The sequence below is a fragment of the Providencia sp. PROV003 genome (assembly GCF_045040775.1).
In the GTDB taxonomy this organism is placed as follows: Bacteria; Pseudomonadota; Gammaproteobacteria; order Enterobacterales; family Enterobacteriaceae; genus Providencia; species Providencia huashanensis.
In genome coordinates this window covers 3,900,389-3,912,878 of sequence record NZ_CP096369.1, presented here as the reverse complement: position 1 = coordinate 3,912,878, position 12,490 = coordinate 3,900,389, and the positions used below count along the sequence as shown (strand labels likewise).

The following is a 12,490-nucleotide window of genomic DNA, read 5'->3' as shown; positions in this document are numbered from 1 at the left end:
GCAATAATTTATGCATAAAAATTTGGTTTTTACGCTAAAATTATTCTGTTTTCTCAGTTGGATGCTCTATCGGCTGTTGCTTAGCGAGTTGTTTATCCCGTTCAAAAGCCAGTTCACTAATTCGCTTCGCCATACCTTTAAAAATAAATAAGTGTGCTGGCATCATGGCAAACCAATAAAGCAGACCACAGAAGCCAGCTGGGTGCCACCAAGCTCTAACATCAATTGAGCGGCGGTTACCGCTATCATGAATAGTAAATGTCAGCCGCCCAAGGCCCGGTGCCTTCATACCAAATAGCAAACTAAGTTGCTTATTAGGTTCAAGGTTTATGACACGCCAACCATCTATTTCATCGCCAAGTTGCAGCTCTTCGCGATTGGGACGCCCATATTTAATTTTATTCAACATCATATCATCCATGATGGCGCGGGTTTTCCAAAGGCCGTTGGCATAAAAATAACCATCTTTGCCACCAATTTGTTGAACGACATGCCAAAGAGATTCGCTGCTAGCGATGGTACCAAGCGTTGCACCTGCTTGTTTTGGATAAAAACCATAGCCCGGTCGCCAACGCTTGCGAACTTCAGGGTCGTATCCCCAATCTGCATTATCGACGGCATCCGCTTCTTCCGCTAAGGTTGCCCTGACTGCGTCATCGAAAGAAATTAAGGTTTGAGGGATCAACTCGCGTAGTGCTTTATCATCAGCAGGAAGGTCATGTTGTAAGCCTTGGATTAGCTCCTTAGCAATTGAAGGTGGTACTGAGGTGATAAGGCTAATAAAATGCACCGAAATCATACTAATTGGAATTGGGATAGGGATCAGCAAACGGCGTTTACCGCTGACTTTGATAAATCTTTTGAATAGCTCTTGGTAGCTTATATATTCAGGGCCGCCTGCATCGAAAATTCGGCTTTCTGTTACCGGCGTTTTTGCCAGTTGTGTTAAATAATATAGAATATTGGATAGGGCGATTGGAGATGATTTTGAACGCACCCAGCGTGGTGGGGTTAAAATAGCCAAGTTATAAACCATATCCCGCATAATTTCGAAGGCTGCTGAACCTGGCCCAACAATAATAGAAGAACGGATTTCAGTCACAGGGATATGACTTTCACGCAAGATATCGCCGGTTAAACGCCTTGCGATAAGGTGTGGTGAATAGGTATGGCCGTGCTGCAATGCGCTAAGATAGATAATATGCTTAACATTAGAGCCTTCAAGAGCCTGTTGTACATTACGTGCTGCTGCGCGTTCCCGCTCAACCAGATTAGCTTGGTCTGCCATGCTGTGTACTAGGAAATAAACAATGTCGATATCTTCCATTACCCCTTTTAAAGTTTCGGGGTCGTGAAGGTCAACATAAATGCATTGGGTATCATGCCAACCTTGAGATAGCATCCAATCAACACGACGAGCCCCAGCAATAACGTCATATCCTTGTTCAATCAGCTGGGGAATTAGGTTTTGCCCAATATAGCCGCTAGCGCCCAACACTAAAACACGTTGTTTATCTGTCATGTTAATTTCCTGTTTCACGCAAATTAACCGCTATTGTGACTGAAATTTTACCTATGTAAAGAAGGCCATAAGAATTGGCGTAATAAGACTAAGTACGAAGCCATGAACAATGGCTGCTGGGACAATAGACACCCCACCGCTACGTTGCAAAACGGGGAGGGTAAAATCCATTGAGGTTGAGCCACAAATACCCAGTGCGGTTGAGCGATAACGGTTAATAATCATTGGTATCAACATAATTGCAGCAAGTTCACGAGCTAAGTCGTTGAAGAATGCTGCACTTCCCATTACAGGGCCGTAAGCATCGGTTAAGACAATCCCCGTCAAGGAATACCAACCGAACCCAGAAGCAAGAGCTAGCCCCATTTTAACAGGAATACCTAATAAAAATGCAGCAAGCGCGCCACCAGCCAACGCACTGACTGCCATCACGAAGGCAATTGTTGTGCCTCGGCGGTTAATTAAAATTTGCTTGATGCTCATGCCGCTATTACGTAGCTGAATCCCAACCAATAAAAGCAGTAGCATCAACGCTAACTGGCTGCCTTTATCTGCATAGTGTAGAAAATCAAAGCCAGTTAGCCCAACAACAAACCCTAAAAGCAGTACACCGCAGAGCTGTAAGGATTCGAATACCATCTTGAGGCGTGAAGGAGGTTTTTCTTGTTTATGCTGAGGAATTTTCCAAGGGTCAAGTTTATCTAACAATAACAGCGAGATAACATTTAGTGAAAATATACAGGCAAAGAAGGTAACGGCATAAATTAAAATAGAAATTAAGTGAACACTTAAGTTTTCGAGCAGTGCAAGCGTAATACCCATTAAAAATAAAATAACATACACCATTGAGTTCAATGATTGATGGACACGATGGAGTATTTGTTTGTTTTTTATAGGAATAAGATAACCGAAAGTTAACGGTAGAAGAATAATTAAAAGTCCTGAATACATGGCCGCATCCTTAGAGGTTATCCCATCGACTAGGTAAATATAAACAAGGCGTTATGCTTATTTTTCTTTATTTAAGTTATCGCAGCACAAACCTGATTTAACGCACCGTACTAAAAGGGCTTTTCGCCATAAAATTTTTTATTGGTTAATTCATCGAAAAGCAAGTTAAAAATACTAAAAATAAAAGTTTTACTATTTTATAACACTGCAATTAGATGCTCAATACAGTTAGCTGTTTTGTTGTGAAGATTTTTTATTTCTCGTACATATATATAGTAATAAACAAGCTTAATCGGTAAGCTCTAAATATTGTCCTTTAGTATGCTCAATCACTGGCGCTATCTTGTACTGGTGGTTCCAAGTGAATTAAAAATATTCCAAGGAGAGAGATATGTATCTGGAACGTGTGGAAATATATGGATTTAGAGGGATTAACCGGCTGTCTTTAGAACTTAATAACAGCACAGTTTTAATCGGTGAGAACTCATGGGGTAAATCCAGTTTACTTGATGCTCTTGATATTCTTCTCTCCCCCGAGCATAAAGATTATCAATTCACTTTACATGACTTTCATCATCCAGCAGGGAATGATGATTCACGTTATCGTTCATTACAGATTGTTTTAAAATTTTGTGAGCGCCGTAAAGGCCGGCATCAGTCATATCGTTTCCATAATCTTAGCTCCGTTTGGGTCGATAATGGTGATGACCTTAAGCATATTTTTTACCGAGTGAGTGCTGAACTCAAAGATGACAATACTGTCGTGGTTGATAAAAGCTTCTTAAATTCAGGTGGTAATAAATTATCCTTGGATAATGTAGGGAAATACATAAAAGAAATTGTTCGGCTGTACCCCGTTATCCGTTTACGAGATGCTCGTTTCTTACAGTCGATTAACCCAGAAATAATAGTGACTGGGCAAAAAGAAATGCGGGATATGTTTAATGCTCATATTAAGGAATTAACAAGTGCGTTAGTTAAGAACCCTGAGCGCCTGAGTGATGATGATTTAGGGGCGGGTATCGATGCAATGCAGCAATTATTGAGCCATTATTTTTCAGGGCAAACTGCACATATTATTAAGACAGACAATTCACTCATAAATATTCAACCTCGCAAACAAGGTTGGAAAGCACTGGACAATATTAATCGTCTTATCGCAAAACCAAACCAACGAAATATCCGTTTAATTATCTTAGGGATGTTTTATTCATTATTACAAGCCAAAGGTAATATTCACTTAGATAAACATGCGAGGCCATTGATTATTGTTGAAGACCCTGAAACTCGACTACATCCGATTATGCTCTCTATTGCTTGGGGGTTATTTAGCCTGTTTTCACTTCAACGTATCACGACAACCAATTCAGGTGAGCTACTTTCACTGGCGCCTTTGGAAGATTTGTGTCGTTTGGTGCGCAATACGAATAAAGTATCTGCTTATCGTTTAAACCAAAATGATTTAAGCCCTGAAGAGTTACGTAAAATCTCTTTCCATATTCGATTTAACCGGCCATCTGCACTTTTTGCTCGTTGTTGGTTATTGGTTGAAGGGGAAACTGAAATTTGGCTAATGAGCGAGTTTGCAAGCCAATGTCATTATTACTTTGAAACGGAAGGCATTAAAGTTATTGCGTTTGCACAAAGTGGCTTGAAGCCGCTGTTGAAATTTGCCAATAAAATGGGGATTGAATGGCATGTGTTGACGGATGGTGATGAAGCGGGGCGTAAATATGCCGCTACTGCAACGCATTATGCGAATAAAATCAATTCGCCAGATAGGGATAGGCTAACGATGTTAACCGCTCCAGATATGGAACATTTCCTATATCGCGAAGGGTTCAGAAGCCTATATCATGAAATTGCAGATATTCCTGATAATGCAAAAGTCTCAACCAGACGGGTGATCATTAAAGCGATTTCCCGTACTTCAAAACCTGATTTAGCCTTAGCCACCGTAAATCGGGCGGCAGAGTTAGGGCCTGATAGCATTCCACTGCAACTGAAAAATATGTTTTCTCGTGTTGCATGGCTTGCAAGGGGAAAAGCTAATTAAGCTGAGATAACAAAAATAGGTATGTTGTTGATTGATTATTTAACCTAGGAAAAGTTTAGCCTGCTATGTGTTTAATCAATTGATAACTTAAGTTATATATTATGAACATATTGAATTAAGCCAATATGTTAAGTTGAAACATTATTGTTATCTTACAGTAAGTTATTTTAGAGGGCGCAGCCCTCTTTTTGTTCATAGGAAGCAGGTATAAATGAAGGTAAAGCCTAAAAAAAAGTGGCCTCTTTATTTGGTGATAATTATTGTTGCCGCTGGTATCGCTGGGTTTCTCTTTAATGATAACGATCCAGAAGTTTTTCAGACCGTTGATGTCACTCGAGGCGATTTGGATAAGCAAGTTCTCGCTACAGGTAAACTCGATGCGGTACGTAAAGTTGATGTCGGAGCCCAAGTAAGTGGTCAGCTACAAACGTTATATGTTAAAGAAGGCGATTACGTCAAAAAAGGTGACTTACTTGCCGTTATTGACCCTAAAAAAGCCCAAAATGATGTGATTGAATCCGAAGCAACGACTCGCGAGTTAGAAGCTAACCTTTCCTTAGCTCAAGCTGAGTTGCGTTTGGCACAAGTCACGTACCAGCGTCATGTTAGCTTGGCAAAGTTACAAGCGGTTGCACAACAAGATTTAGACAAAGCAAAAACCGACGTTGAAGTAAAAAAAGCCCAAGTCGCGACTTATCAAGCGCAAATTAAACGTAACCAAGCCACTTTAGACACCGCGAAAACGAACCTAAAATACACGCAAATTACTGCACCAATGGACGGTATTGTTACTTTTATTAAAACATTACAAGGGCAAACAGTAATCGCAGCCCAAGAGGCACCAACCATTTTAACGCTTGCTGATTTGGATACTATGTTGGTGAAAGCTGAAGTCTCTGAAGCTGACGTAATTTACTTAGAGCCAGGGCAAGAGGCATCGTTTACGGTGCTTGGCGCACCAGATAAAAAATTTTCAGGCCAGCTAAAGGATATACTGCCGACACCTGAAAAAATCAATGATGCTATTTTCTATTATGCGCGGTTTGAAGTGCCTAACCCACAACATTTATTAAAATTACAAATGACGGCACAGGTCAAAATCGAATTAGACTCACGTAAGAACGTTTTGTTATTGCCTCTATCTGCATTGGGAGATCAAATTTCGCCACAAACTTATGAGGTAGATATTCTGCAAGGTAATAAAGCAGAGAAAAAACAAATTGAGATTGGTAGCCGTAATGATGTGTATGTGGAGGTCGTCAAGGGGTTAAATGATGGTGACAAAGTGATCATTGGGCACAGTGACACGGAGAACTAAAATGTCTGCGTTAATTGAGCTTCAAGGGATCACCCGTCGTTACGGTGAAGGTGAAAACCAAACTACAGTCTTGAAAAATGTTTCACTGAAAATTAATGCAGGTGAAATGGTTGCAATTATTGGGGCATCAGGGTCTGGTAAATCAACACTGATGAATATTATTGGTTGTTTAGACAAACCATCGTCAGGGGATTACATCGTTGACGGGCAAAATATTGCCACCTTAGATAACGACCAACTTGCTGAGCTTCGACGCGAACATTTTGGCTTTATTTTTCAACGTTATCACTTATTGAGTCATTTAAGTGCAGAGCAAAATGTTGAAGTCCCCGCTATATATGCGGGAGCAGGGAAGGCACAGCGCCGCGAACGGGCTGCACAATTATTACAACGCTTAGGGTTAGGTGAACGCATCAACTACCGTCCTAGTCAGCTTTCTGGTGGCCAGCAGCAACGAGTCAGTATTGCAAGGGCACTGATGAATGGTGGGCAAATCATTTTAGCTGATGAACCGACAGGCGCACTCGATAGCCATTCTGGCGAAGAGGTGATGAAAATCTTAAAAGACCTCTGCGCTCAGGGGCATACCGTAATTATTGTCACCCACGACCCAAAAATAGCTGAGCAAGCGGAGCGGGTTGTTGAGATTAAGGATGGTGAAATTCTTTGTGATTCGGGGGCGGTAGCAGCTGTTCGTACTAATTCGCTACCAAAAGCTGCTAGCCGTAAACTGTCTTTAAGTCAGGTATATGGTCGGTTTAGTGAAGCTTTATTGATGGCTTGGCGTGCAATGGTCGTCAATAAAATGCGTACTTTGCTGACAATGTTAGGGATCATCATTGGTATCGCTTCGGTGGTATCGATTATGGTTATTGGTGATGCAGCACAAGATATGGTTTTGAATGATATAAAATCAATTGGAACTAATACCATTTCAATTTATCCCGGGGAAGATTTTGGCAGTGATGATGCGCAAAATCGTCAGTCTTTAAAAGCCGCAGATATTGAAGCCTTAGCAAAACAACCCTATGTGTATGCGATTTCAGGAGAAATCAATAGTTCGACTCGCCTAAGAAAGGGAAATTTAGATGCGGCGGCACAGCTTTTAGGTGTTGGGCGCGGTTATTTTGATGTCTATGCGTCAAAGTTTTCAGAAGGCATGAATTTTACGCAAGATATGGTGGATAGGCGTGCGCAAGTTGTTGTGATTGATGCGAACACGAAACGACGATTTTTCCCTAAGCAAGAGCGTGTGGTGGGCGAAACTTTGTTAGTTGGTAATATGCCTGTTACCGTTATTGGGGTGCTTGAAGAGAAAAAATCAGCTTTTGGCTCAAGCAAGTCATTATCAATTTGGCTGCCAGATACCACAGTGAACAGTAAAATTATTAATCGCCCTTATTATGATAGTTTCACGGTTCGGGTAAAAGAGGGTTATGACGCTAAAACGGTAGAGCAACAATTAACTCGTTTACTGACATTGCGTCATGGTAAGCAAGATATATTTACTTTTAACCTTGATACTTTTGTTAAAGCAGCTGAAAAAACAACGAGAACAATGCAGTTATTCCTAACTTTAGTGGCTGTCATTTCACTCGTGGTCGGGGGGATCGGGGTGATGAATATCATGCTTGTTTCGGTGACGGAGCGAACTCGTGAAATAGGCATTCGTATGGCTGTGGGTGCAAGGACCAGTGATGTCATGCAGCAGTTTTTGATTGAGGCCATTTTAGTATGCTTAATGGGGGGGCTGCTAGGAATTGGATTGTCCTATGGCATCAGTTTATTGGCCCAAATGGCATTGCCCGGCTGGACTTTTTCCTTTGACCCTATGGCGCTAGTGAGTGCGTTTGCTTGTTCAACAGCGATCGGGGTTATTTTTGGCTTTCTACCCGCACGCAATGCCGCTCGATTAAATCCGATTGATGCATTAGCGAGGGAGTAATTAACCTATTAATATTTTCCTCTGTATTGGGTTATACAATACAGAGGAAATTGCTTTAGTGTTTTTTAAGGCGGTTTAATATCTGACCTTTCCAATCAATATAGATATCATTTTCCTTATAAGTAGGGTATTCATGCATTGAAGTTTTGCCTATTTAAGAATATATTTACATCATGTTACAGTTCCGTTTAATGGAACTGAGTTCCTCGATTAAATTCTGCTAATTAAATGCTCCAAATTTAACCTATTCATTTATCAATGAAATTTTTTCTCGCTATATGTATTCCCTCATTTATTTAAATATTTCATAATAAAAATATTGTCTGAAAAGATAAATTCTACTTGCGAATTGGTAGCGATCATGGATATTATTTGCTTGTAGAATAAATGAAACCTAGTTCCACATAATGGAACTTATAATAAAGCCAGTAAAAAACTAAGCAAAGACAACCACACAGCAGGTGCGAATATGGCGAATAAAGTAGGTGAAGATTATTCTTTGGCTCGGGTACCCCAAAGTGCTCGTAGACCATTCTATGAAGTGTTAATTCTACGAATTGGTGCACTAGCTTGTGTTTCACAAGTCATGTTAGGTGCGGCGCTCGGGTACGGGTTAACTTTTTGGCAGGCGTTTTGGGCAACCATGCTTGGCTCTGTAATTTTGCAGGTAGTCAGTTGGGGGCTTGGGGCGGCTGCATGTCGCGAAGGTATGTCGATTAGCCTACTCTCTAGGTGGGCGGGTTTTGGTAAGTTAGGTTCAGCTCTGATTGGTGGCGCAATTGCCATTTCTTTAATGGGTTGGTTTGGCGTACAAAATGGCTTCTTCGCGGATGGTATGTATAAAGCGACTAACGTGCTAACACCAGGGACTTGGTCACTTATTACAGGTATTGCGGTGACGGTTATTACAGTATATGGGTATCGATTTTTATCTATTACTGCAAATATCTCAACGCCGCTATTTTTATTCGCATTAGGTTGGGCGACGTATAATTTATTATCAGGTCAGGATATTGGTACTCTTATCAATGACACTGAACCCGCCGGGCCACTAATGACAATGCCAGCTGCAATCACGATGGTTGCTGGCGGTTTTATTATTGCAGCGGTGACAACACCAGACATCAGCCGCTTTATGAAAGCCCCTAAAGATGTGTTTTGGATGACGCTCATTGGCACTTTTTTTGGAGAGCTTCTGGTAAACATGATAGCGGTACTGATGGCACTTTCATTACGTACTAGCCAAGTGTTTGATTTAATGATGGCATTGACTGGCCTATTAGGTGCATCGATTGTTATTTTCTCAACAATAAAAATGAATGATATCAATCTATATTCATCATCTTTAGGTTTCTCAACACTACTCAATGCGATTTTTAATAAACGTTTTGACCGCCGTTATTTAACGTGGGTGATTGGTATTTTTGGGACCATCGCTTCAATGTTAGGGATTTTAGACAATTTTATTGGCTTCTTAATTTACCTTGGAATAGCAATCCCTCCTGTCGCAGGGATTATGGTTGTTGACTACTATATCTTAAAACGAGACCGCAAAGAGCTAGATACTACGCGTGCACAGGGCATATTGCCGCCTAGTTGCGAAGCGTATAACCCCATAACTTTAATTGTCTGGTTAATTGCCGTCATAGTCGGATGGGGAACATCAGAGTTAGGGCCATTTAATGCAGATTACGGTATTCCAGCACTTAACTCATTAGTTACGGGGGCTATAGCTTATTGGGTTGCCATGAGCTGGCAGGCAAAAGCAAAAGGTGTTGAAGCTGTGCATTTTCGCCAAGTCTCTAATTTGGATAAGGATTAAGCAATGTCAGGTACAAAAGTTAAAGTTGCTTTGGCTCAGTTTAATTCTGAACTCGGTAATAAGCAGAATAATTTGCAGCGCATGGCGCTAATGTGCCAACAAGCTGCTGATTCAGGGGCGAAGCTGGTTTGTTTCCCTGAATTAGCAACAACAGGTTATCGTGGTGATTTATTAACTACAAAACTCTGGGACTTAAGTGATTCAGAGGGCAGCGAAACCTATAACTTATTTAGTGAACTTGCGACCCGCCTTAATATTACCATCGTTAGCGGTTTTGTTGAGCGTGGCGACTATTTAGGTGACATATATAACTCTGTGGGGGTTTGGAACCCAGGGTGTAAAGGGATTAGCGGTATATTTCGCAAAGTCCATGCTTTTGGTTTAGAAAAACAGTGGTTTGGTCGTGGTGACAGCTTCCCTGTATTTGACACACCAATAGGGAAAATTGGCATCATGATCTGCTATGACATGGGGTTCCCTGAAGTCGCTCGTATTTTAACGCTACAAGGGGCCGAATTGTTATTAGCCCCCTCTGCATGGTGTGTACAAGATAAAGACGTTTGGGATATCAACAGCGCTTGTCGAGCACTGGAAAATGGTACCCACTTACTTGCTGTAAACCGTTGGGGCCATGAAGAAGACCTCCATTTATTTGGTGGAAGCAAGGTATTAGGCCCTCGTGGACAAGTTCTTTATGAAGCAACTCATGCAGGTGAAGAGCTATTAATTGGTGAAATTGATTTCTTAGACCAAGCGCATACACGCCTTAAAGTACCTTATCTAAGAGATAGAAAACCACAAAGTTACGGTGTATTAACCCAAGGTTTAGGGTCATGAGTATTTTATCTAGTGTCGTTGATGTTTATCAACTGTTCCTGCGTACAGGCGCTGAGCTAACAGTAACAACGTTGGTAAATGAATTAGGTATGCCAAAGAGCTCCGCATCACGCCTTTTAAAACAGATGGCAGAACTAGGGCTGTTAGAAAAGAAAAATAATGCGCCAATTTATCGGCCTGGCTTATTGATTATGGAATTAGCTCACCGAGCGAGGGGGATGAACCCTTTAATCGATATGATGCTTGAAGCGCTTGATGAGCTTGCTAAAGATAGCGGTTTTACCAGCTATGTATCCGCACTTGATGATGACATGGTGCGTGTTGTCCATGCGCGTTTTGGCAATAGTATGTTGCAAGTGGTTACCCAGCCGGGGACTCGTTTGCCTATTCTTGGTACTTCTACGGGGCGTGCGTTGTTATCTAGGCTACCGTTGAATGAAAGGTCAGAAATTATTAGTCGTGAGTCAAAAGATGAGCAAGAAAGGTTGATTCAACAAATGAACCTCATTGCTGAGCGTGGCTGGGAGTTCTCGATGAATGAATCTGTAGCTGGTGTTGCTTCTGTATCCAGTACCGTTTTTGACCCATCGCAAAATTCATTATATGCACTGTGTTTAAGTTTGCCTGAAATGCAGATGAACAAAGAGGTTATGGAGCAATTATCCACTAATCTTTGCCATAAGGCTGCTTATCTAGGTTGTATGGTGGGTGACCCTTACTGGCTACAAAAAAGTATCAAAAAGTAGTGAAATTATGTCATGTAGTAAAGTAGGTAGTAAAAGTAAGTAGTGAAAGTAAAGAGTAAATTATAAGCAGTTTATATCGTTAGTACTTTATTTTAAGTGCGTGAATAACGCCTTCATCAGGAAAAGGTGAGACCTCAGCAATAAGTGGTTTCACATGGGGTGAAATGGGGAAACCTAGCTTTATTGGGCTAGTTATCCCCAAAGTAGCCCTTCATTTTTATAAAAAATAATTAAAATTGAAGGAAATACAATGAGTCTAAAACAAACTCTTTGCGTTTACGATTTAATCGATAGCGCTAGTGTTAGGGGTGAAGACATTGTTGCATTATTCCAGGGTTTCCCACAAATTAATGTCACGTCTAAAACAGTCAAGGATCTTAAAGGTCAAAGTGATTTTGTCCGTATTCATATTCCTGGCACACAAGGTAAATCACAAGGTAAAGGTGCTCCAACACTGGGGATTATCGGCCGCTTAGGAGGTATTGGTGCTAGGCCATCTCGAATTGGTGTTGTTTCTGATGCTGATGGAGCCATAGCTGCAGTTGCGGCAGGTCTTAAGTTAGCAGAAATGCATGAAAAGGGGGATAAACTGGCAGGGGATGTGATTATCACAACTCATATTTGCCCTAATGCCCCAACGCGCCCTCATACACCTGTTGATTTTATGGATTCTCCCCTTGAAGATGCGACGATGAATCAGCATGAAGCAATTCCTGAGGCGGATGCAATTTTGTCGGTAGATACGACAAAAGGGAACCGTTTACTGAACCACAAGGGGTATGCGTTATCCCCTACAGTAAAAAGTGGTTATATCCTGCCTGTGTCTGAAGATTTGATCCGCTTAATGGAGTGGAGTAGTGGGCAAAAGGCAGTCACGTTCCCGTTATCTATTCAAGACATAACGCCTTACGGCAATGGCCTTCATCATATTAATAGTATTTTACAACCTGCGGTGTCAACATCAGCTCCTGTTGTTGGTGTGGCCATTTGCTCAGATACCGTCGTACCGGGTTGCTCCACAGGGGCTAGCCATGAAGTTGATATTGCGGCGGCTGTAAAATTTATGATTGAAGTTGCAAAAGCGTTTACAGAAAACCAATGTAAGTTTTATGACGTTGAACAATATGCATTATTAACGTCATTGTATGGTGATATGTCCCATCTGCAAACAGCGGGTGGTTGTGCGGCTAAAAAACCATTATCTGATAGTTAAGTTATAAATAGCCACAGTTAATTATTGACGTCATCAATGATATTGAAATAATTAACTGTGCTCTATTGCACAAAGTGTTA

At 41.2% G+C, this 12,490-nt stretch carries 9 protein-coding genes; 7 read left to right on the top strand and 2 right to left on the bottom strand.

The features are described 5' to 3' along the window. Window positions 1-40: 40 nt before the first annotated feature. Together M1F14_RS17950 and M1F14_RS17945 are read right to left on the bottom strand one after the other, a co-directional pair. Window positions 41-1,522, bottom strand: a complete 1,482-nt coding sequence (locus M1F14_RS17950) for a DUF2867 domain-containing protein (RefSeq protein ID WP_042846523.1) — start codon at window positions 1,520-1,522, stop codon at window positions 41-43. Between the two features lie 51 nt (window positions 1,523-1,573). Next, window positions 1,574-2,473 carry a lysine exporter LysO family protein gene (locus M1F14_RS17945; RefSeq protein ID WP_042846522.1) on the bottom strand — a complete coding sequence of 300 codons (900 nt, stop codon included), beginning with the start codon at window positions 2,471-2,473 and terminating at the stop codon, window positions 1,574-1,576. A gap of 391 nt (window positions 2,474-2,864) precedes the next feature. Between M1F14_RS17945 and M1F14_RS17940 the strand changes: the two genes are divergently transcribed. From M1F14_RS17940 to M1F14_RS17910, 7 genes are all read left to right on the top strand, one after another. Next, window positions 2,865-4,529 carry an ATP-dependent endonuclease gene (locus M1F14_RS17940; protein WP_042846521.1) on the top strand — a complete coding sequence of 555 codons (1,665 nt, stop codon included), beginning with the start codon at window positions 2,865-2,867 and terminating at the stop codon, window positions 4,527-4,529. A 211-nt stretch (window positions 4,530-4,740) separates the two neighbouring features. Further along, window positions 4,741-5,847: a macrolide transporter subunit MacA gene (gene macA / locus M1F14_RS17935; protein ID WP_181469159.1), complete on the top strand. Its 1,107-nt coding sequence runs from the start codon at window positions 4,741-4,743 to the stop codon at window positions 5,845-5,847. 1 nt (window position 5,848) lies between these two features. Then, window positions 5,849-7,792, top strand: a complete 1,944-nt coding sequence (macB, locus tag M1F14_RS17930) for a macrolide ABC transporter ATP-binding protein/permease MacB (RefSeq protein ID WP_181469160.1) — start codon at window positions 5,849-5,851, stop codon at window positions 7,790-7,792. A 469-nt stretch (window positions 7,793-8,261) separates the two neighbouring features. Continuing rightward, complete coding sequence (locus tag M1F14_RS17925) at window positions 8,262-9,614, top strand: cytosine permease (protein ID WP_042846518.1); 1,353 nt, start codon at window positions 8,262-8,264, stop codon at window positions 9,612-9,614. Window positions 9,615-9,617: 3 nt separating this feature from the next. Next, window positions 9,618-10,451: a nitrilase-related carbon-nitrogen hydrolase gene (locus tag M1F14_RS17920; RefSeq protein ID WP_181469161.1), complete on the top strand. Its 834-nt coding sequence runs from the start codon at window positions 9,618-9,620 to the stop codon at window positions 10,449-10,451. Continuing rightward, complete coding sequence (locus M1F14_RS17915) at window positions 10,448-11,197, top strand: IclR family transcriptional regulator (protein WP_042846516.1); 750 nt, start codon at window positions 10,448-10,450, stop codon at window positions 11,195-11,197. The genes M1F14_RS17920 and M1F14_RS17915 overlap by 4 nt, the downstream gene beginning before the upstream one ends. A 250-nt stretch (window positions 11,198-11,447) precedes the next feature. Next, complete coding sequence (locus M1F14_RS17910; protein WP_042846515.1) at window positions 11,448-12,410, top strand: DUF1177 domain-containing protein; 963 nt, start codon at window positions 11,448-11,450, stop codon at window positions 12,408-12,410. Window positions 12,411-12,490 lie beyond the last annotated feature (80 nt).

What these genes read in the sequence shown, in the direction of transcription:
- macB (WP_181469160.1), top strand. Translation starts at nt 5,849, where the DNA reads ATGTCTGCGTTAATTGAGCTTCAAGGGATCACCCGTCGTTACGGTGAA.
- M1F14_RS17950 (WP_042846523.1), bottom strand. Translation starts at nt 1,522, where the DNA reads ATGACAGATAAACAACGTGTTTTAGTGTTGGGCGCTAGCGGCTATATT.
- M1F14_RS17925 (WP_042846518.1), top strand. Translation starts at nt 8,262, where the DNA reads ATGGCGAATAAAGTAGGTGAAGATTATTCTTTGGCTCGGGTACCCCAA.
- M1F14_RS17915 (WP_042846516.1), top strand. Translation starts at nt 10,448, where the DNA reads ATGAGTATTTTATCTAGTGTCGTTGATGTTTATCAACTGTTCCTGCGT.
- M1F14_RS17945 (WP_042846522.1), bottom strand. Translation starts at nt 2,473, where the DNA reads ATGTATTCAGGACTTTTAATTATTCTTCTACCGTTAACTTTCGGTTAT.
- M1F14_RS17910 (WP_042846515.1), top strand. Translation starts at nt 11,448, where the DNA reads ATGAGTCTAAAACAAACTCTTTGCGTTTACGATTTAATCGATAGCGCT.
- M1F14_RS17920 (WP_181469161.1), top strand. Translation starts at nt 9,618, where the DNA reads ATGTCAGGTACAAAAGTTAAAGTTGCTTTGGCTCAGTTTAATTCTGAA.
- macA (WP_181469159.1), top strand. Translation starts at nt 4,741, where the DNA reads ATGAAGGTAAAGCCTAAAAAAAAGTGGCCTCTTTATTTGGTGATAATT.
- M1F14_RS17940 (WP_042846521.1), top strand. Translation starts at nt 2,865, where the DNA reads ATGTATCTGGAACGTGTGGAAATATATGGATTTAGAGGGATTAACCGG.